The organism is Microbulbifer okhotskensis, assembly GCF_023895975.1.
Classification (GTDB): Bacteria; Pseudomonadota; Gammaproteobacteria; order Pseudomonadales; family Cellvibrionaceae; genus Microbulbifer; species Microbulbifer okhotskensis.
The window spans coordinates 19,361-40,070 of the sequence record NZ_JALBWM010000033.1 but is presented as its reverse complement, the minus strand read 5'-3'; the positions used below and the strand labels follow the sequence as shown (position 1 = coordinate 40,070).

The window sequence follows — 20,710 nt, the reverse complement described above, 5'->3', positions numbered from 1 at the left end:
CGACTACCAATAATCCACTAGCAAGAGCGGTTACACAGAATTATTTACACCCTCCACTGAAGAGCAATCGAAAATTTTGCTTTTCGACTACGTTCAAGAATAATAATCTCTCAAGCTGCCCATTTGAAATATAATACTCACCACCAAAGCCATAGTCATGATTTAACAAAATGTGGACTTTATCACCCAGAAACTTAACTTGACGGAAGTGAGTTCCTGAGACATTTTATGAAGTCCTTGGGATAATCAAGCCCCATATAGATTTTCCTAATTACCACTTAGGCTAAGCGAATTTTCAGCAGCTTTTCCGGCATTGGTGGTGTCCGAAGAGAGACATAAACAAGTCTTGGAATGAGTGCCGATAAGTTGAATCTTCGATTAAATCGGTACTGGAATTCTGCCAAATAGCGCTGCACATATTTGGGTCTAATTGTATGGTAGCTACTACGCAGTGCGCTCTTTAAATTACCAAGTACTGTATTTACCCAATAGAACTCAGGCTCTTCAGCAAAAGCCCGGCGACCACCACAAACAATCTTGTCATGCACGCAACCGGCCTCTGTAATGGCACTGAAGCATGGAAGGCTGTCTGAGATAACTGTGCTGCCACTGAAAAGGTACTTTTTGCTCCAGGTAGAAATCTCACTGCGCCTGAAGCCCTTGATAATGGAGAGCTTAATACGGGTGGGGGGTCCTTCCTTGGTCGTTTCAACGGCAGCGACAAAGGGAGTTTTACCTTTGGCTCCGCGCCCCGGTTTGTATCCAGTACGTTCACCACCGAGATGGGCGTCATCCAACTCAATAATACCGGACAGTTTGTACCCTTGGTCCCGCTCCATCATCACTTGCACGAGTTTCTGCTTTATACGCCAGGCAGCGTTGTAAGAGATACCCCGATGACGAGCTAGCTCCATACAAGAAATACCCTGCTTATCCTGGGTGATCAGGAAGATACCGAGAAACCAGGTGGTAAGAGGGAGCTTCGTGGAATCAAAAATCGTGCGAGAAGTCATTGATGTCTGACGTCGACACCGATCACATTGCTTAAGTTTGCGATAAGCGATTTCGCAATGTTTGTCATGTCCGCAATGAGAACAACTAAAGCCATTGGGCCAACGGCAACGGCAAAGAGCATCGAAGCACTGTTCCTCGGTGCCGTACATTTTAAGGAATTAGGTCAAACGAATACCCTTTTGGAACTGTGCCTTGTTGCGAGCCATGGCGTATTTCCTTGCAAATCAACGATATAGCTGTATATATACAGTTATGTGTGACTTGGCAAGGGTGGTAATTAGGTGACTTTATGGCCGTTGCCATTACTGGCCATTAGCAGTGAGGCAATAATTAATTTGCCTGATTTTATCTACCTGGTTTTTTTGGTTTAAATATTCTCTTCGTATCTATTCTAAAGGTTGGCCTTCTTTCAGGATCTGTTCAGCTTGTGAGGTATATTGTTCATTGCTGTGCGGGAGAGCGTCTATTCTGTGAAAACTGTACCAAGTGATTGATTTTGAGGTCGCAGATACCACATTGTGGTATCCACAATACTGAATCCAGTGTGTCACTTTTTCTCGGAAAAATAACCCTACATTAATTTCTGCCATTCAGGCGGCTTATCCAGACATTCGATTAAATTCGGTTGATTGGGGAGGGGCTTGGGTGGAAGATATTCCTATTTGCATAATTATTAGCGTTTCAGTGTTAGCTTGGGGAGAAGTAAATGAAAGCTCAATTTATAAAGGCCAGTCTTTGTATAGCAATTACTGCATCACTTTATGGCTGTGGTAGTGGATCAGGTAGCGATAAATCGCCTGAAGAAACGGGGGATACCACAGCGCCAAAGGTCAGTCTTGCACCATTGAGCGGTAGCATCATTGCGGAGGATGACACCGTACAGCTGGATTTTGATGAGCCCGTGGATCTAGCAGATATCTCCTTGTCCGGTGCTATGCAAGGGATTGGAGAGTTATTTCAAATCGATGAGGATACTCTGGAACTGAGGCCTAATGAGATTTGGAGTGAGGGGCAGGAGCTGACTCTGCTGATCAATGCCGAGGATAAAGTAGGTAATAAAATGGCAGAGGTTTCGGCCAAGTATCGGATTCAGAGTGTAGCGCCCACGGTAGAGAAATTTTATCCTGAAGCCATTCGCCTGGAAAAAAATGAATCTATCAAAATTGAGTTTTCTGAAACCATGAATCCAGAGAGCCTTCAATTAACAGGGGAACTGCTTGAGGATGAATACAAGATTGTTTGGTCTACCGGTAATGTTGAAAATGATACTTTAAGCATTTCCCCTAAAGAATACTGGATAGCCGGACAGGGGCGGAGTGTTATTGTCGATGTGCAAGATCTTGCCGGTAATGCAGTGACCACGTTGGATAACAGTTTCACCGTACCTATGTATTTTGAGAACTTTGCTTCTGCAGCTGTGGTTGTTGGTCAAGATGATTTTTCAAGTAGAGCCGAAGGCCTTAGTGCCAAAAATCTTGGCGCTTTTCCTATCGCATCGGCTGCGGTCAGTTCTGATGGAAAGCTCTTTGTGAGTGACCAAAGGAATAACAGGGTTTTAGCGTTTAACGCAATACCCTCGGTAAATGGCGCACCTGCCGATTTCGGGATTGGTGTTGATAGCCTAGATAGCACTGACTCATCTGATGAGCAGAAAACGCTTCAGGTTCCGACCCAGGTAACTGTTGATGGCAATAAATTCGTAATTTCTCAGGCCGAAGGGGAGGGACGTATTTTAATTTATAATTCTATTCCACAGAATGGGGATGCTGTACCTTCGGTGATTTTAGGGACAGGGAATGAAGATGCGAACGAGTGTAATAGTGCTGATTCGCTGATAACGTCGATTTTGGTCGATGGTAAGGTAATTTCGGCGGATGAGGAAAACTCTCGGGCTTTGATCTGGAATAGTATTCCTGCAGATAGCAATGCGCCTGCAGATTTGGTTGTAGGGCAGCCGACGTTGGAAAACTGCTATTTCAATGGTGGTGTTGAAGGTGATGAAGAGGTGCCTAGCGCTCGGGTATTGGCTTTTCCCAGTGCAGTATGGAGTGATGGTCAAAAACTCGCGATTCTGGATAGTGGCAATAATCGAGTTTTACTCTGGAATCAATTGCCTACCGAAAATCATGTTGCAGCGGATATTGTTCTTGGGCAGGAAGATTTTGGCGACCACGACTGGGGAGATACCACAACTGATAAGGATTTCTTATTTCCATGGATGGGAATCTGGTCAAATGGGATTCAGCTATTTGTGACCGATACAGAGAATCATCGTGTTTTGATTTGGAATCAGTGGCCAGAAAGTAATTATGCTCCTGCAGATTACGTCTTGGGGCAGAGTGATTTCACCAAAAATATTGGAAATGATACTAACCAAAATGGCATCAGTGACGAAGGCGAGTTGCCAAGTGCTTTCACTCTTAATGTGCCCACTGGTGTCTTTGGTTACAAGAATAATCTATTTGTGACTGATTCGGCTAATAACAGGATATTAATATTCAAGTCGCACTGACGATTAACCTTAATGGTGTCTCCGTTGTACACCATTGGTAATAATTCCAGGCATAGCGGTCTAATGTGTTTATTAGGTCGCTATGTCTGGCGGTTATATCAATAGTCAGTTGCTGGCGAAATCAACGCTCTAAGATTCTCTCAGTTTGTGATACTTATTTTTTATCTCTTCAATGTTTACACTGGGGGCTGGGAACTGAGGGTTTAGGCTTTTCAGAGCTTCAGCGATTATAGAAGCCACCGCTAAATCTCTAAACCACTTATGATTCGCAGGGATAATAAACCAAGGTGCATGCTGGGTACTGCAGCGATTTAGCATATTTTCAAATGCAGCAATATAATCATCCCAGTATTTGGCCTCGGTATAATCACTCTCGCTGATTTTCCACTGTCTGGCGGGGTCGTCGATGCGTTGTTTGAATCGATCCAGTTGCTCATTCTGGCTGATATAGAGAAAAAATTTCAGGACCAAGGTATTACTTCCAGTAAGTAAACTTTCAAAACTATTGATTTGATCGTAACGTCCTGACCAAACTTTCTCGGGTACCAGATTGTGAACTCGCTCTATCAGCACACTTTCATAATGAGATCGGTTGAATATGGAAATATGACCTTGGCCGGGGGTTACTTTGTGATAACGCCACAGGAAATCATGTTCACTTTCCTCTTGGGTCGGCTCTTTGAATGAAAGTGCCGTGCACATTTGTGGGTTTGTGGCGCCCAGAACATGCTTGATAGTGCCATCTTTGCCAGAGGCATCGATGCCCTGGAGGCATATGAGCAGGGATTGTTTATGCTCCGCGTAGAGTTTATACGTGAGGGTGCGGATCTGCTCGTCCATGCGATTGGTTTCTGGAAGAGCTTCTTCGCGGTTGTCATAACAGTGCTTAAAGCTGGGGTCTATTTCAGACAGTTGGATCTTACTGCCGGGTTTTACTCTGAAGTTTTCGAAACAGTTCATCATTTATTCGCTCACTGTACTCGGCTTTTTACTAGTGCCCTATATATCGCTTAGCCTTCGATAGAGTAGCCTTTTAATCAAATCGAGGAAAAACATCCAGATAATCATATACAGCCAAACTAGGCCAATAATGCTCCAGGGAATGGCCGGTACCAACCAGCCCAGGCCACACATGAGCACCGTGAAGGCCTGGGTACCCACTATCGCTACAAATAGCGGTTGGGCAGGCAGCGGTTTAGAGAAAAAGGCCGTTCGTGAACGAACAACAAATAACAATAGATGACCGCCAGCGACAATCTGAAGGAAAACAATCGTTTGAATCTGCTCTTTATTCAGCGCGATCCAAGATTGCCAGCTGGTATTGTCAAGCCACGCCATTCCCAGAAACAAAATTCCCATGGTCTGCGCGATCGAGAATAGTCCGATAATACTGGAGCCGAGTAGCAAATCCCGCATTTGCCAGTGCACCGGTTGTTTGGGCAGTAGCGTGTTATCGTAGGCGATAGTCATAATGGGGATATCATCGAGAAGCGCGACTAAGACGATCATCACCGGTGTCAGAGGTGAGAAACCGAAGATAATCGTAGCGGCAACGACGACCACCATAATATCCAACGTCATGGATACCCTAAAAAGCACATAGTTGATAATACGCTCGAATATTTTTCGGGCCTCATCAATGGCATCAACGATAGTAGATAGGCCTGGAGAGGTGAGAATAATGGCTGCTGCAGCGCGGGCGGCATCGGTGGCACCGCTGACAGCAATCCCGCAGTCTGCCTGTTTAAGTGCCGGGGCGTCGTTTACGCCATCTCCAGTCATAGCGACTTGGTGGCCGCGGCCTTGCAGTGCTTTTACGATGGCATATTTATGTTCAGGAAAAACCCGTCCAAAGCCGTCTGCACGCTCAACACAGTCAATGGTGGCAGAGGGTAGGTGATCCATATCCTGTGATTTTTCGAAAACATTGGCCGCAGCATAAATATTGGTTCCGATACCGACCTGGGTTGCGATTTCTTTACCAATGGCTACATCATCGCCGGTAATCATTTTTACCTGTAAACCGTGTTCACGGGCACGTCGAATGGTATCTTTGGAATCATCCCGGGGAGGGTCCTCAAGGGACAGAATACCCAAAAAAAGCCACTGCTGGTTGCTCTCTTTTCGCGCAACACCAAGGGAGCGAAGGCCTCGGGAAGCCTGTTGCTGAACGCAGGAGCGGGCATTGTCAGCCGCGTCACCGCTCAGTTGACATAGATCGGCAATTGCCTGTGGTGCGCCTTTACTGAAAAATAGAGTTTTACCCTTGTTATCCATTACTTTGGCTTCGGTGCGCTTGCTAACCGGGTCAAAGGGAGTGAATTCCTTTAGGTGAAAATCTGTTACCTTTATCGGGCTGCTGAGTTCAGCAAAAATTGCTTGATCAATGGGGTCAGTTGAGCCTTGCTCTGAAGCGATTGCAGCGGCGAGAATCAGCTGATTTTTGTCTTCCGCGCTGAACACGGTGGGCTCTTCCAGGCACAGCTGATTTTTTGTCAGGGTGCCGGTTTTATCGGAGCACAGGATGTCGACACCGGCGAGTTCTTCGATGGCTTCAAGCCGTGAAACAATGGCTTTTTTACGGGACAGTGCCAGAGCACCGAGGGCATTGGTAACAGTAATTACCGAAGGCATAGCAACTGGAATCGATGCGATCAGTAAGACCAAAACGGTTCTCAGAATATTGATGATATCCGACCAGTGCCATTTATCTGCCACGACGATATCCCGGTATAATTCCGTGCCCACCAGGATTACCGCCAGTACTAAACAGAGAACAATTAGAAAGTCACCGATATGGGTGACGGCTTTTTGTGAGTGTGAGGCGCTCTGCCCGGCACCTGCGACCAGTGTGGCGGTACGACCAAAAAAAGTATTGTGCCCGGTACCAATAACCACGGCTGTCATTTCCCCGCGTTTGGCAATACTGCTGGAATAACCGATGTCGCCAATTTTTTTACTGACCGGCAGTGATTCACCGGTAAGGGCGGCCTGGTCAATACTGATGGATTTTCCCTCGATAAAGCGAACATCGGCGGGTACTACTTGGCCCAGTTTGATTCGGACTATATCTCCAGGAACAACTTGTGCGGCATCGATAGATTGGTAGTCGCCATCCCTCAGTATATTGGCGCGCGGCGCCATACTGGCTTTTAGCGCAGCCAGTGCATTAGCGGCTTTGTGTTCCTGCCAGAAGCCGGCAATCGCATTGTATAAAAGCAGCGCCATAATGATGGCAAAATCTGGCCAATGGCCGATTAATGCCGATAGCAGGGCGGCCGCCTCGATCATCCAGGGGATGGGGCCCCAGAAAAATCGAAAAAATCTGGCAAGTGCGCTTTGCTCTTTTTCCTGGATGCTGTTGGCGCCGTATTTTTGTAGGCGCGAATCCGCCTCGGCTTTGGTGAGTCCTTCGGGTGTGGTATTCAGTTCAGAGTAAATGCTATCCAGCTCAGCGGTTTGCAGATCCTCTGGTTGCCGGCCATTGTTCTCTGTCGCATCGGTACCTTTATTCTCTGGAGTTGCTTCTGGATCTTGCAAGATGAAATCCCCGATGACAAAGAGGTTGGCCAGTGGGGAAATTCTCGCACTGGAATGACGGCCTTGGGACATTTTAATCTAGCAGTTCGGGGTATTGTTTATGTTGATACTTATGACGCTGAGGCCTTTGTTCTGAGGCCTTTGTCTAGAGCCGCTAGTTCATAGCTGAGCAGAAAAATCCTATAGAATAAAAAAGCCGGCACTGGGCCGGCGAGAAAGCAGACGTCGAAAGGAAGAGACGTTGCAAAGAGACTGTCATTCATGGCGTAAAAAGTTATGTAGTTAGGCACAGCAGACTCGGCTCGAGGAAGCCCTGCAGGCAATTTTTAATAAGCTGTTAAAGTGTTATGTTTTTTTCCTCAGGAGTACACAGGCGTCTGCAGCCTCAAGGGTGAGGGCGTTATCCTGGAGGCGGCCATTAAACAGTACCGGGGTAATATTCTGTGCGCCTGAAAATTCTGCAGGAATTTTCAGGGTTTCGGGTCTTTTACCCAAATTGACAACGACCAGTATTTCTTCCGATATGCTGTGTCGGGTAAAAGCAAAGAGTTCACTGCCGGTATCGATCACAGCCTGTTCCGCGGTTGCCAAAGACGGCGGCAGTTTCCGGTGCCAATCAATCAGGGCGCGGAAGCCGTTCAGCATGGAGTGCTCGATGTCTTGCTGAACCTCTACCGCACGCCGTTGATGTTCCGCGGAAACTGGCAGCCAGGGTTTAACTTTGGAGAAGCCGGCATGGTCGCCACCGGTGTTTGTCCAGGGCATCGGGGTGCGACAACCATCGCGCCCCTTAAACTCCGGCCACAGATTAATACCGTAGGGGTCAACCAGGTCCTCGTAGGCAATCTCCGCTTCGGGTAGACCCAACTCCTCACCCTGATATAGGCAAACACTGCCGCGCAGTGCCAGTTGTATCAGTAGGAATAGCGGTGCGCGAGCATTGGCCTGGTCGGTATTAAAACCCTTATTCCAGCGGGTGATTGATCGGGGCACATCGTGATTGCTGATAGACCAACAGGGCCAGCCTTTTTCAATGACCTGGTGGTTTTTTTTCAAGGTCTCGCGCAGGAATTCAGCGTTGCAATCTTCGGTCAACAGATCGAAGGAGTAAGCCATATGCAAACGCTGGTCAGTGGTGTACTCGGCCATGATCTTGTGCGTATTGTCATCACCTACTTCGCCCACGGTGACAGTGCCGGGGTATTGATCCATTAATTGGCGTACCCGCTGTAAAAATACCAGGTTTTCCGGCTGGGATTTATCGTTTTTGTGCCACTGGTAATCATAGTGATTGACCGGTGGCAGGCCTTTTTCATCCAGCTTGAGCGGACGCGATGGGTTGTTGCCGAGAGCCTGCTGGTGGAAAACAAAATTCACTGCGTCCAGGCGGAAACCGTCGACACCGCGGTCGAGCCAGAATTTCATATCGGCAAGCAGTTGCGCCTGTACCGCGGGGTTGTGCACATTTAGATCCGGCTGCTCTTTAAGAAAGTTGGCCAGATAATACTGGCGGCGGCGGGTGCACCAGCGCCAGGAGCCCCCACCAAATACGGAAACCCAGTTATTGGGGGGGGTGCCGTCGTCTTTGGCGTCAGCCCATACGTACCAATCCGCCTTGGCGTTATCGCGGCTGGAACGGCTCTCTTCGAACCAGGGGTGCTGGTCTGAGGTGTGGCTAAGAATCTGGTCGATGATAATTTTCAGGCCGCGTTGGTGTGCGGCCTCGATCATCCGATCAAAATCTTGCAGGTTGCCAAATATAGGATCTACATCGCGGTAGTCGGCAACGTCATAGCCGAAGTCCACCATCGGAGATTTAAAAAAGGGTGAGATCCAGATGGCGTCTACGCCGAGGGACTTTACATAATCCAGTTTTTGCGTAATTCCGGGAATATCACCAATGCCATCTCCGTTGGCGTCGCAGAAGCTGCGTGGGTAAATCTGATAAATGACACTGTTGCGCCACCACTCATAGCTGTTGCCGCTCATGGATTACTGCCTTGTTTCATTATTTGAAATGTGGAGATAGTCCACTTTTAAAGGATAGGGTGAGTATGGAGCAGTCATTGGCGGGCTTCCTCCTCCCCGGTCAGGGGGGAGAGGCGAAATAGGATCACTTGTTTGGGTGGGGTTGGCGCGGTAACACGGTACACGAAAGGCATTTGTGGCACGTCCTTGTACCACAGGTTTGCTCTATCAGCGGGTTGAAACAATCACGAAAGACTTATTTCAATCGGCCGTTAGGGGCGGTCTTGAACAGAGCGCAGCATTTGCTCGGCCAGGGCGATCGCTTCCTGTCGGTCCTTGACGTCCAGTTTCTGATAGAGGCTACGGATATGGGTTTTGATGGTACTTGGTGCCACTTTGAAGTGGCGGGCAATTTTCTCGTTCGACAAGCCTGAGTGGATGGCATTGAGTACTTGCCACTCCCGCGGAGTGAGGGGGGAGTGGCGCAGGAAATCCGGCACCGCATCGCTGGCGAGAATCTCCCGAATAATAGTGTCATCCAACTCAATACGAATACCGCCGTCCAACTCCGGCTGCTGTTGCGTGGTTTTAATGAGCTGTTGTGCCTTGGCGGATTCGGCATCTTCCAAGCCGCTTTCCAGGGCCGCCTTGAGGATGGCAATTAACGGTTTGCCTATTTGCAGGAAACTTGCACGGAAGTCCCGCTCGGCGGAGAGAACCAGCGCGTCAGAGATGGCCTCGACGGACTGGGCGTACTGCTCGCGCAGCCAGCGCAGGTGGGATTCGAGGACGCAGTTGCGCAGACGATCAGTGACCAGACCACACTCATCGGCTACCTGCTGCAGGCGGCTCAGCAAGCGGTTGGCATCGGACCAGTGGTGCAGTTCGATCATTGCGCGTACGTGGTTGCGGCCATGGCACTGTTCAAAGTGGTTGCCGGGCCTGTCTACCACAGGGGTAGCCTGTTCCAGCCAGGTGGCGATGGCTGGTTGGTTGCCCAGTGCGCGCCAAGTCCGGATACGGGTGGCGTCCGCATTGGCGATCCAGTCGCGGTGATAGCGACCATCGGTGAGGAGGCGCTCGATGCGTTCCAGCCACTCCACCGATTCCTCTTTCTCGCCTCGCGCCTGGGCAATTTTGAGAAGCAGGGTGTACTCAGGCAACAGCCAGTGCTCGCCGACCCGGCGGTTGATTTGCATTCCCCGCCGCGCGGACTGCTCCGCGCCTTCCAGGTCGCCGGATTCCCACTGAAGCTGGCCGCGTAGCCGACACACAAACTCAGAGATGGGCAGTGTCGACAAGTGGTTTTTCTGTACCAGAGTTTGTACCTTTTCCTGCAGAGAGGAGGCTTTCTTCAACAATCCCTCGGCGAAAGCGATTTCACTTTGCTGACAGATGGCCCAGGCGGCGCTGGGGATATCGTGCTCGGCGATGGCCAGGGCTTCGACTTCCTGCATATGCAGGTTGGCCTGCTGCAAAGCCCCGAGGCAAAAACTGGTTTCGCCGGTGACCAGCAGTGCGGAAATACGTTCGCCCAACTGCTCTGTGCGCAGCAGTCCGAGGGCTTCTTCAGCATACTCCTTGGCCTGTAGTGTTTGTCCTCGGGCAATGGCTACCTGGGCGCGCATGGTGGCAAAGGCTCCTTCGTAAGCACGCCACTGTTGCGGATCTTGGCGCTGTAGCCAGCTTTCAGCACTGGCCAGGTTTTTTTCGCAGAGATCGTATTCAAAATTCTCCCGTGCCATTTTTGCAGACAGCAACGTAAAGCACGCGCTGTACTGCAGCTCTTCCGCACCGAGCCAATCGAGGCAATCGCGCAGAAGCCGTGACTGGCCGCCGCGCAGAAGTTGTTCGCCTTTCACGCTGAGTATTTGCTTCAATCGCTCGCGGTCGCCCCCCGCCAGTGCATGGCGCAGGGCCTCCACCGGCTGGCCCAATTCCTGCCAGGTGTCACAGGCGGTACTGTGTAGCTGCAGCAGCCGCGCCCGATCGTTGATTTGGCGTTGCAGGAAGCGGGCAAAAACCGGATGAAAACGAAACCAGTGGCGACTGGAGTCCTGTGCTTGCAGGAACAGGCCGCGGCGAGCAGCCTCTTCGAGGAGCTGTTGGCCATCCTGGCGACCGGTGAGGCGCTCCGCCAACTGGGCGTTGACGCGGGTGAGAATGGAAGTACACGAGAGCAGTTGGCGCAGTTGCGGTTCGAGTCGCTCCAGAACTTCCTCAGCCAAGTAGTCGAGGATATGGCTGTGCCCCTGCTCCAGCTCTGCCAGGTAGCGGTCCACTTCGTTGCTGTCGCGAACCGACAAAGTGAAAAGCTGTACCGCCGGAGGCCAACCTTCGCTGAGGTGATGCAACTGTGCTGCGCGGTCGCCGTCGAGATTAAACGGCAGGCGCTGTTTGAGCAGGGTGGCAATTTCCTCGGTATTGAGGGCCAGTTCGTTGCTGCCCAGTTCCAGCAGCCGCCCCTGAACACGCAGTGTGGCCAAGCCCAGGGGGGGTTGGCTGCGGCTGGTGATGACTATACCCACACCTGCGGGAGCGTGGCGCAGAAGAAAGCGGCTGGTGTCGTGTACCTGCTGGTTGTCGATCTGGTGGTAGTCGTCGAGAACAATACGCAGCTCACTGGGCAGCCTGCGCAATTCAGACAGCAGGTGGCTGACCAGGGTCAAAGGATCGGGATTCTGCGGAGCGGATAACAACTGATGGGTCTGCGGCACGCCGTTGCCGGTCGCCCGGTGCACACTTTCCACTAGATAGCGGCAGAACTGGCTCGGCTCATTGTCACTGGCATCCAGTGTATACCAGGCGACTGGGTTGTCCTGCAGGGAAGCCCAGGACGTGACCAGCGTGGTTTTGCCATATCCTGCGGGAGCGGTTACCAACAGGAGTTGATCGCTGTGGCATCGGTTGAGAACCGATAGCAGGCGCGGGCGGGCTAGGGCGTGCTCGGGACAATCCGGCAGGCTGTATTTGGACGTTAAAAGCATCGCTGCGGGAGGGCTTGTTATGAATGTTTAATTATTGTACAGGCGCTATTATGCACCAGGACCCGGGTATTGTGACAGCGCTGTAAGATGCCACTTTTCCAACGATCTCCCTGTTTTAATGGTATTTGGGAGTGGCGCAGGTTTAGCTTTGGGCAGTATATTACTATTCGGGTTAAATCGGTCATCTTAACCCGTCGCAGCGCAGTTCCCGCGGCTATAAGTGGGTACATAAGTACTCATTTACTTCTCAGTGTCCACACGGATTCATTGAGTGTGTCATTTGTTGCATCTTTCTGGTGAATCAGCTCCTGTATTTTGTCGATTTTTGTTTGGCAATAATCGCGCGGGTGCGCAGATTTTCATATGAAGCCAGTATTTTTAATAAGAACTGAGTGCCACAAAGGCACCGATAAAATAATAAAAAGAGGAAGCCATGGCAGATATTGTGATTCTTGCAGCTGCGGGTATGGGGGCTGTGGATAAATCATTCGCAAAACCACTATTTATGACGTTAGAAAATTCGCTCGGACAAGACTGGTCGCGCCTGTACTGCGCCACCCTACCTTGCCTGGGGCATTTTCAGGGAAATATCGAACGCACCTTTGAAGGGATGCAAAAACAGGATATGGACTTCCTGCGAGCACGTAAATTTTTGTTGTTTGCTATGGCACAAAATGCTGCGCAGTTGGGGGATATTGAACGCCGCGATGGCAATTATGAAAAAACCCAGCGCGAGATATACACTGCGCTTGCCGGGGCCGCAAATGCCACGGACGACAAAACACCAGTAATACTGATTACCCATTCGGTGGGTTGTCTTAATTTGTCCAATTATCTCTGGGATGCCCAACGCCCCAATACCAGTTACGGTATTTGGCGTGACGGGGGGCCTGCCGGGGTACACAAGGGTTCTGCACGAGAGAGATTTTTGCGTCTTAAAACTCTGAGACATTGGTATACCTTGGGGGCGACCACGCCATTGTGGAGCGCGGGCCGTACCCGTGAGCAGATACAGGCGGTGACTCCAGATACCCGTGGCTATAGCTTCCGTTGGAAAAATTTTTATCACCCCAACGATTTATTCGGCTGGCCGCTCAAGCCTCTCAGCTCGTCCTACAACCAAGCGGTGTATCGGGACTATGAAACACGCCCCCTAAGCGATCACTGCGACTCAAACACCGGCGCCTCTCTATTGCCGCCTGAAGACTATTGGCAGAGTGAGTTGGTGACAGGGCAGCTGCTTGAAGACGTGCGAGCACTGCTCAAGGGCGTGAACAAATCGAGTCATGCGCGCACACAGCGATCTCGGCCGGCTGTCGCGGTATAATCCGCGGCTACTTCAATAGACCCTGTAAACGAACAAGGACCGCTTTCCTATGTCGCTGCAATTTCATTTGGTTCCGGTTACTCCTTTTCAGCAGAACTGTTCTCTGCTGTGGTGTGAAGACAGCAAGCGAGCGGCCGTCGTGGACCCTGGAGGTGATCTTGACAAAATTCTCGCCGCAGTGGAGGAACGCGGCCTGAAGCTGGAAAAAATCCTGCTGACCCATGGCCACCTGGACCATGTGGGTGGCACTGCGGCGCTGTCCAAGCAACTTCAGCTGCCCATAGAGGGGCCACACAAAGCCGACGATTTTTGGATTCAGCAATTGCCGATGCAGGCGCAAATGTTTGGCTTTCCATCGGTCGAGGTATTTACCCCGGATCGTTGGTTGGAGCAGGGGGATCAGGTTACGGTGGGGGATCAGCCACTGGAGGTTTACCACTGTCCGGGGCACACGCCCGGCCATGTGATTTTCTTCCATAGACTGAGCCAGCTGGCGCTGGTGGGCGACGTACTTTTTGCCGGATCAATCGGGCGTACAGACTTTCCCCAGGGAGATCACGATACCCTGATTCGTTCGATTAAGGAGCGCCTCTGGCCCCTGGGAGATGAGGTTCGCTTTGTGCCGGGGCACGGCCCCATGTCGACTTTTGGCCAGGAGCGCCAATCCAATCCATTTGTCGCCGATAAACGCTTCGGCTAAGTAAAATAACTAGGTAAAGCGTGCAGAGCCGGGAGGCCCCTTTGATGTTCGCCAGAAAAAACTGTTTTTTTCTTATCGCGCTACTGTTGGGGTTGAGTGGTTGCGCCGTGATTTCTGAGGAGGAGTGCCGTGTAGGGCTCTGGTATGAGCGGGGCTTACAAGATGGCGCTCGCGGACGCCCGCAATCACAGGTTTATGATATTGCCCGAGAATGTCAGAACTACGATATGCCTATGGATAGTGAGGCGTGGCTACAGGGGCACGAGGAGGGGGTGGAGACTTTCTGCACTGCTGAAAATGGCTATGACCAAGGGCGCAGAGGGCGCAATTATCAAGGGGTGTGTACGGGCCCCGCCGCCGACCTGTTTTTGCTGAATTACGAGCGCGGCCTTGCAGAGTACCGTGTGGAGCAGCATTATCAGAGCCTGCTGTGGCGCCGCGACAGTCTGCAGCGCGAATTGCTTTCTCTGCGCCATGCTTATCGAAATAGCGATAGTGAAGTGCAGTTGCGCGCGCTACATTTTCAGCGCAGTCGACTCCGCTGGGAGTTGCAAATGCTGGATATGGAGCTGCATCGCTACGGCTTGTTTGGTTCCAGATATTCCACCTCCGGTTTTTACCCTCGCGGATTTTTCTCTGCCAGATTATTTTACTGGTAAGCGTAAAGAACTTTCGATTTTGTGTGTAAATAGCGATGTCCGGATACATAGCCCGGTAAATCGTCCTTGAGAGAATTAATGTAATGGTAATTTGGCATGTGAACACCACACTGGAACAGCTTAACCAGGGTGTATCTCAATGTATGCCGGGATATCTGGGCCTTAAAATTACTGAGGTAGGTGAAGATTACCTGGAGGGAACCTTACCGGTGGACCATCGCACCCGCCAGCCTTTTGGCATATTACATGGCGGCGCTAATGTGGTGCTTTCGGAAACCCTGGGCTCCATCGGCGCCAACTTGTTGGTGGATACGGATAAGTTTTATTGTGTCGGTCAGGAGGTTAATGCTAACCACTTACGTCCAGTTGCGGGCGGCGAAGTCCGCGGTCGGGCAAAGCCTGTGCACATAGGCCGGAGCAGCCAGGTTTGGGAAATATTGATTTACGCGCCCAACGGTAAACTCAGTTGTATCTCGCGAATTACGATGGCTGTGGTTGCCCATGGCGCTTAGTGCCACCTGCACGGTTGCTGGGGGGACAGTCGCTTGATACCGGGCCCGGAGTTTGTATTTGAAGATATAGCCTATCGCTTGGTGCGCTCAAGTCGGCGCAAGCGTTTGGGGCTGGTGTTGGTGGGGGAGGGAGTTGAAGTGCGTATTCCCCAGCGTTGTGCGGCGCGTTACGGACACGAATTTCTGCAGGAAAATATTCAGTGGGTACGCGCACAGCTTCTAGTAGCTGATCGACGTGCGGCTCAGGTACCCAAATACCAATACGCTGTGGGCGAGTATTTTCCCTGGTTGGGACTGAAGCTCCCCTTGCAGCGCGTGGCAAATAGTCAAAGTGCAGGTATTAGTGACGACACTATACGGCTCTATAGCCGCTATCGCGAGCCGGATGAAGTACAGTTGCAAAGCGCTTTAGAGCGGCTATACCAGCGTGAAGCCCTGACCTTGTTAACGAAAAAATCACAACTGCTGGCTGAGCAAATGGGGTTGCGAATTGCTTCAGTGGGAGTGCGCCGTACTAAAAGTAAATGGGGGCACTGCAGTATCCGCGCAGAGTTGCAGTTTAATTGGTTGATTTGTCTCGCTCCGGAACCTGTGGTGGATTATTTGGTAACCCACGAGGTGTGCCACTTGCAACACCACAATCACAGCCGAGCATTTTGGCTGCTCGTACAGCGCGTCTGTCCGCAATTTAAAGAGTTGCGTCGTTGGCTGCGTGACAACGGCCACCGTCTGACACTGTAATTTTTTTGTCCCTTGGTCTCCCAGGATATCTCCTCATTCATTATGAATAAGAAACCCCGTTTTATTACTGCACGTAAACCGGTTAAAAAAAGCCTGCCGTCGAGTGCGGAAGCCACGGTGGAAAACTTGAGTCACGAAATGCGCGGTATTGCTCGGGTAAATGGCAAGGCGGTATTTATTGATAATGCACTGCCGGGAGAGCAGGTTAAATTCCGTTATACCTCTCGGCGTGGACGTTTTGATGAAGGTATTGCTCAGCAAGTTGTGTCTGCTTCGATAGATCGCTGCACTCCGCGTTGCCCGCATGTGGAAGTTTGTGGGGGCTGCTCTATTCAACAACTACACCCCACTGCGCAAATTGCCGAAAAACAAAAAATATTACTGGACCAGCTGTCGCGCTTTGGAGGAGTTAAACCACAGGATGTGTTACCGCCATTGACCGCGACCCCCTATGGCTATCGGCGCAAGGCTCGCATAGGCATTCGACAGGCAAAAAAATCAAAAGGTAGCGAGCTGGTATTTGGCTTTCGAAAAAAACACAGTAATGATCTGGTCGACACTGATCAGTGTCCGGTATTGCACCCGAAGATTGCCGAGCATATACCACAGTTAAAAAAACTGGTGGCAGACAGCGATGGCCGTGCAAGTTTTTCCCATCTGGAAGTGGCCGTTGGGGATCGGGTGACGGCCCTGGTGCTTCGGCACCTGAGCCCTTTGTGTACAGAGGATAGGGTGCGGTGGTTGGCGTTTGCGAAAAATACAGGTATATACCTGTATATACAAGCCGGTGATGCTGCGACAATAGAGCGAATTTGGCCGGAACAGGGAGTGGCGTATTTAAGCTATCAGTTGCCGGAATTCGATCTGACATTGAGGTTTCAGCCGCTGGATTTTGTGCAGGTCAATTTTTCCATCAATCAACAAATGGTGAGTAGGGCTGTTCAGTTACTTGACCCGCAACCCTCTGAGCGAATACTGGATTTGTTCTGTGGCTTGGGCAATTTCACCTTGCCGCTTGCGCGCAGAGCGGCTGAAGTTGTTGGCGTTGAAGGTGCGAGTGCGCTAACGCAACGAGGTATTGATAATGCGGCACTGAATCAAATATCAAACGTGCATTTTTATTCCGCTGACCTCAATGAGAATATCGCCGGGGCATCTTGGGCCCTTGAAGGTTTTGATAAGATTTTGCTGGACCCACCCCGCAGTGGCGCGCTGGCAGTGGTGCGGGGGCTGGCGCGATTTTCTGCTAGTAGAATTGTCTATATCTCTTGTAATCCAGCAACCTTGGCACGGGATGCCGGAGAATTATCGAGGCTGGGTTACCGATTGAGCCAAGCCTGTGTCATGGATATGTTCCCGCATACCGACCATGTTGAATCAATGGCAATATTCGAAAAAATTTAATCTCATAGTGAGACCTTTTTTGGGGCGCTTTGGGGCCTTGAAAAACTAACGTAAACTGCTGTTAAACCGTTTAAGTGAAGTTGTTATGCAAAGCGAAACCCTAACTGATAATTTTGAAGATAACTGCGCGCGCTTTTTACCCGAAGCCGTAGACCTGGGTTGCGTTTGGGCCCTGCAGGGCAGCGAGGGGTTTGCACTTTGTGAGTCTGAAAAACACGCGGACACAGAAGTGATGCCCTTTTGGTCGCAGAAAGAGTTTGCTCAAGCGCATTGCCAGGGAGACTGGGCTGGCTACGAGCCGGCGCCTATCGATCTGGAAGAATTTATGGATGATTGGCTCACCGGGATGCACGATGATGTGTTATTGGTGGGCCTTAACTGGAACGCTGAGCTGGAAGGGGTGGAACTGGAACCCCTGGACCTATTGGAGCAGTTGGAGCAAGAGCTGTAATAACTTGCGCCATAGTCTCCCGCTTGGTGGATAAAAATCACTCAACAGGGTGTCTCAAATGGGGCAGATTCTTGGCTTGCGCAGAGCCATTTACGGTGTTGCCAATATTACTGAGGCAACCGTTTGGTATACACAGTTACTCGAACAACCGCCTTACTATGAAAGCGACAGCTATGTAGGGTTTCGGCTTGGCGACTGTGAACTGGGCCTGGATTCGGATGCGCGCAGCGCGATCAGCCGAGCCGATGGCGTGATCGCCTACTGGCAGGTATTGGATCTGGCTGCGCAAGTTGAGCGCCTTGGCGCCATGGGAGTGCGACAGCACAGCGATATAGAGGATGGTGGTAAGGGCGCACTGAAGGCAAGTTTTCTCGACCCCGATGGCAATATATTTGGGTTAATTGAGTGCCCACAAGTTTTGCCAGAGATGTAGGACCTATAACCGGAGCCGTTCCTGTGAATAAACCGCCCATTTCCAGCTTTCGTACTTCTGGCCGCAGTTTTGCCGCTGAAAGTCTCGCACAGATTGGGCGTGGCTATGTGGTTCCTGACCGAGTTGCATTAATTACAGGCTGCTCTAGCGGTATTGGGCGGGAATTGGCACTGGCATTGCACCGCCGCGGCACGATCGTGATCGCCACGGCGCGGCGCTCGGAAAGCCTGCAGGCATTGGCAGACCTCGGAATTGCCACTGAAGCATTGGATGTCAATTCCCAGGCGGATATTAACCGCGTGGTACACGCGGTTAAAGCGGCCTACGGGCGTCTCGATATACTGATTAATAATGCCGGCTATGGCCAGATGGGCCCCTTGCTGGAGTTGGATACCCGGGCCCTGGAAAACCAATTTCGCACCAATGTTTTTGCTCCGCTGGCTCTGACACGCGCCTGCGTGCCGCTGATGCGCTCAGAGCGAGGGGCAATTGTGTGTAATATCGGCTCTGTTTCCGGGGTGATGCCAACCCCGTTCTCTGGCGCCTACTGCGCATCAAAAGCAGCATTGCACTCCATCTCCGACGTGCTCAGGCTCGAATTGAAACCCTTTGGTATTCGGGTGATGACGGTACAGCCCGGTGCTATTGCTTCAGAATTTGGTCGCCATGCGGAGACCTCACTGCGCGGCCTTTTGCCGCCGGACTCTCTGTATAAACGACAGGAGGAAGCTGTGCGTGCTCGTGCTCAGGAGTCCCAACAAAATGCCACACTAGCCAGTACATTGGCACGCAGGTTAGTGCGCGAGCTGCTGCGTAAGCGGGTACGCACCTTGGTACGCATTGGAAATCGCAGCAGTCTTTTACCCTGGTTGGCCCGCTGGTTACCGCGTAGTGTTAGGGACTGGTTTTTAATGCGCCATTTTAAGTTGAATCGTCTCGCCCATAAAACCTGAAAACGCCATCAGATCTCGTTCAGCGATTGGCTCGACCTCTCTAGCCATTGCTGTACCTCATGGTAACTGCCGCGAAACAGAATTTTTTGCTCGAACTTTTTCATCAGGTGATCGTAGGTTCCGTCGTAATAATCCCGTAGTAGTGAGATCACCAGCGGGATATAAACGTCGCTATTATTTTGAGTTTGTAGCTCGCGATTGGCCAGAGCCAACTGGTCATCGAGCTGTTTGTAACGCAGTCCACCGAGACGCTTTTGAATCCTGCTGAGATTGAGGCGGAGTTCTTCTCCCAGAGCAAGAGTGGCAGGTTTTTCAGCGGTTACAAATCGTTTGAGTCCCTCACTGATATAGTCGCGCACTATACGCTGTGCGCGCGTTTCCAGTGGTTCCTCCACTATCACCCGGGGTGCATTCTTCATTGTCGTCTGCAAAGCTACGGGCAGGGCGCAGCGCCCAATCAGACGACTTTCATCTTCGACAATCACAGTGCCGGGTTGCTGTGCCAGTTTGAGTAAATTGATACTGAGCTGATTTTCAAAATCGATTTGTGCTGGTTGGTTGCTGGCCGTGCGCCCAAAACTGGAACCGCGATGTTTGGCAATTCCTTCAAGATCTATTGCCCGCCCGGCGACCTGGATCAGTTCTGTTTTACCGCTACCGGTATGACCTGCAATAACGACAAAAGGCAGATTGTTACACTGTGTTTGCAACTCCGTTATTAGAAAGTGACGCATAGCCTTATAGCCACCTTGCACCATAGGGTAGTCAATGCCCTCAGTGCGGAGTAATTTTTGTGTCGTCTGGGAACGTAACCCGCCGCGGAAACAATAGAGATATCCCTGGGGGTATTTATCGGTAAATTCGCCCCATTGGGTAAGACAGGAATGCAAGACTTCATCGGTTGCCAGTTGCCAGCCCAGCTCAATTGCCGCCTGTTGGCCATTGCGTTTGTATTCTGTGCCGATCAATTCACGTTGGCGATCATCCAGCAATGGATGATTCTCTGCAGAAGGAAAAGCTCCGTGGATAAACTCTACAGGAGCGCGAACATCCATTAGAGGCGTATCGTTTAAAAAGAGATCAGTAAAGTTTGCAGTATCCACCCGCAAGTCACACTCCTATTTAGATCCAGAAGGCTGTCGTTATGGATTGTAGCGCTATTCCTCTGAGAGACCTATTGAAACCGCAGCTATTCGCTTGCCATCAAAAGTATGTAGGTAAAGAAAGACAATTGGCTTTTTTTGAAAATGTGACGCGTTTGGATGAAGTATGTCCAGGTTGCTTATCATTCGATGACAGTGGTGTTTTTTTACCGAATATCAAAAATTATTGTGCGAGAATATTTATCTACTTGTTACCATCGTTATCCGGTTTTCAGCTTTTAGTACTCTTGAAAAATTCACCCGAAAACATTATGGGTAAAACTTTAAACGATAGGTCTGAAATCATTGGATTGTTGTGACAGGTTTTTAGGAAGTAATGCCAGGATTGGTATAGTGCGGCGTGGAG

At 50.7% G+C, this 20,710-nt stretch carries 17 protein-coding genes; 11 read left to right on the top strand and 6 right to left on the bottom strand.

Annotated features, from left to right (window positions below):
* Positions 1-278 precede the first annotated feature (278 nt).
* Positions 279-1,163 (bottom strand): IS1595 family transposase, encoded by an 885-nt coding sequence (locus MO867_RS09845; protein WP_252466229.1) that lies wholly within the window; start codon positions 1,161-1,163, stop codon positions 279-281.
* A 752-nt stretch (positions 1,164-1,915) separates the two neighbouring features.
* On the opposite strand from MO867_RS09845, the gene MO867_RS09840 reads away from it, so the two are divergent.
* Positions 1,916-3,526 carry an Ig-like domain-containing protein gene (locus MO867_RS09840; RefSeq protein WP_252466228.1) on the top strand — a complete coding sequence of 537 codons (1,611 nt, stop codon included), beginning with the start codon at positions 1,916-1,918 and terminating at the stop codon, positions 3,524-3,526.
* Positions 3,527-3,655: 129 nt separating this feature from the next.
* Here MO867_RS09840 and MO867_RS09835 read toward each other — a convergent pair whose 3' ends face one another.
* The 4 genes from MO867_RS09835 to malT all read right to left on the bottom strand — a co-directional run bounded on the left by MO867_RS09835 (position 3,656) and on the right by malT (position 12,021).
* The gene (locus tag MO867_RS09835) at positions 3,656-4,489 is read right to left on the bottom strand and encodes a polyphosphate kinase 2 family protein (RefSeq protein WP_252466227.1); all 834 of its coding nucleotides are present in this window, start codon (positions 4,487-4,489) and stop codon (positions 3,656-3,658) included.
* Between the two features lie 36 nt (positions 4,490-4,525).
* Positions 4,526-7,138: a plasma-membrane proton-efflux P-type ATPase gene (locus MO867_RS09830; protein WP_252466226.1), complete on the bottom strand. Its 2,613-nt coding sequence runs from the start codon at positions 7,136-7,138 to the stop codon at positions 4,526-4,528.
* Between the two features lie 273 nt (positions 7,139-7,411).
* Positions 7,412-9,055, bottom strand: coding sequence for an alpha-amylase family glycosyl hydrolase (locus tag MO867_RS09825; RefSeq protein ID WP_252466225.1), 1,644 nt, complete (start codon positions 9,053-9,055; stop codon positions 7,412-7,414).
* 251 nt (positions 9,056-9,306) lie between these two features.
* Positions 9,307-12,021 carry an HTH-type transcriptional regulator MalT gene (malT, locus tag MO867_RS09820; protein WP_252466224.1) on the bottom strand — a complete coding sequence of 905 codons (2,715 nt, stop codon included), beginning with the start codon at positions 12,019-12,021 and terminating at the stop codon, positions 9,307-9,309.
* A 433-nt stretch (positions 12,022-12,454) separates the two neighbouring features.
* On the opposite strand from malT, the gene MO867_RS09815 reads away from it, so the two are divergent.
* From MO867_RS09815 to MO867_RS09775, 9 genes are all read left to right on the top strand, one after another.
* A complete protein-coding gene (locus MO867_RS09815; RefSeq protein WP_252466223.1) occupies positions 12,455-13,348 on the top strand; it encodes a hypothetical protein in 894 nt (297 codons plus the stop codon).
* A gap of 49 nt (positions 13,349-13,397) precedes the next feature.
* Positions 13,398-14,048, top strand: coding sequence for an MBL fold metallo-hydrolase (locus tag MO867_RS09810; protein WP_305884241.1), 651 nt, complete (start codon positions 13,398-13,400; stop codon positions 14,046-14,048).
* A gap of 44 nt (positions 14,049-14,092) precedes the next feature.
* Positions 14,093-14,707: a DUF2799 domain-containing protein gene (locus MO867_RS09805; protein WP_252466222.1), complete on the top strand. Its 615-nt coding sequence runs from the start codon at positions 14,093-14,095 to the stop codon at positions 14,705-14,707.
* An 83-nt stretch (positions 14,708-14,790) separates the two neighbouring features.
* Positions 14,791-15,219 carry a hotdog fold thioesterase gene (locus MO867_RS09800; protein WP_252466220.1) on the top strand — a complete coding sequence of 143 codons (429 nt, stop codon included), beginning with the start codon at positions 14,791-14,793 and terminating at the stop codon, positions 15,217-15,219.
* 33 nt (positions 15,220-15,252) lie between these two features.
* A complete protein-coding gene (locus MO867_RS09795; protein WP_252466218.1) occupies positions 15,253-15,960 on the top strand; it encodes a M48 family metallopeptidase in 708 nt (235 codons plus the stop codon).
* Between the two features lie 42 nt (positions 15,961-16,002).
* Positions 16,003-17,364 (top strand): 23S rRNA (uracil(1939)-C(5))-methyltransferase RlmD, encoded by a 1,362-nt coding sequence (rlmD, locus tag MO867_RS09790; protein WP_252466216.1) that lies wholly within the window; start codon positions 16,003-16,005, stop codon positions 17,362-17,364.
* A gap of 85 nt (positions 17,365-17,449) precedes the next feature.
* Positions 17,450-17,815 (top strand): DUF2750 domain-containing protein, encoded by a 366-nt coding sequence (locus tag MO867_RS09785; RefSeq protein WP_252466214.1) that lies wholly within the window; start codon positions 17,450-17,452, stop codon positions 17,813-17,815.
* Between the two features lie 58 nt (positions 17,816-17,873).
* A complete protein-coding gene (locus MO867_RS09780; protein ID WP_252466212.1) occupies positions 17,874-18,248 on the top strand; it encodes a VOC family protein in 375 nt (124 codons plus the stop codon).
* 23 nt (positions 18,249-18,271) lie between these two features.
* On the top strand, positions 18,272-19,201 hold the full coding sequence (locus MO867_RS09775) for an SDR family oxidoreductase (protein ID WP_252466211.1): 930 nt from the start codon (positions 18,272-18,274) through the stop codon (positions 19,199-19,201).
* An 8-nt stretch (positions 19,202-19,209) separates the two neighbouring features.
* Here the strand turns inward: MO867_RS09775 and mnmH are convergent, their stop codons facing one another.
* A complete protein-coding gene (gene mnmH, locus MO867_RS09770; protein WP_252466230.1) occupies positions 19,210-20,304 on the bottom strand; it encodes a tRNA 2-selenouridine(34) synthase MnmH in 1,095 nt (364 codons plus the stop codon).
* Between the two features lie 74 nt (positions 20,305-20,378).
* Here mnmH and MO867_RS09765 point away from each other — a divergent pair, with 74 nt between their 5' ends.
* Positions 20,379-20,663 (top strand): hypothetical protein, encoded by a 285-nt coding sequence (locus MO867_RS09765; protein ID WP_252466210.1) that lies wholly within the window; start codon positions 20,379-20,381, stop codon positions 20,661-20,663.
* The last annotated feature ends 47 nt before the right edge of the window (positions 20,664-20,710 follow it).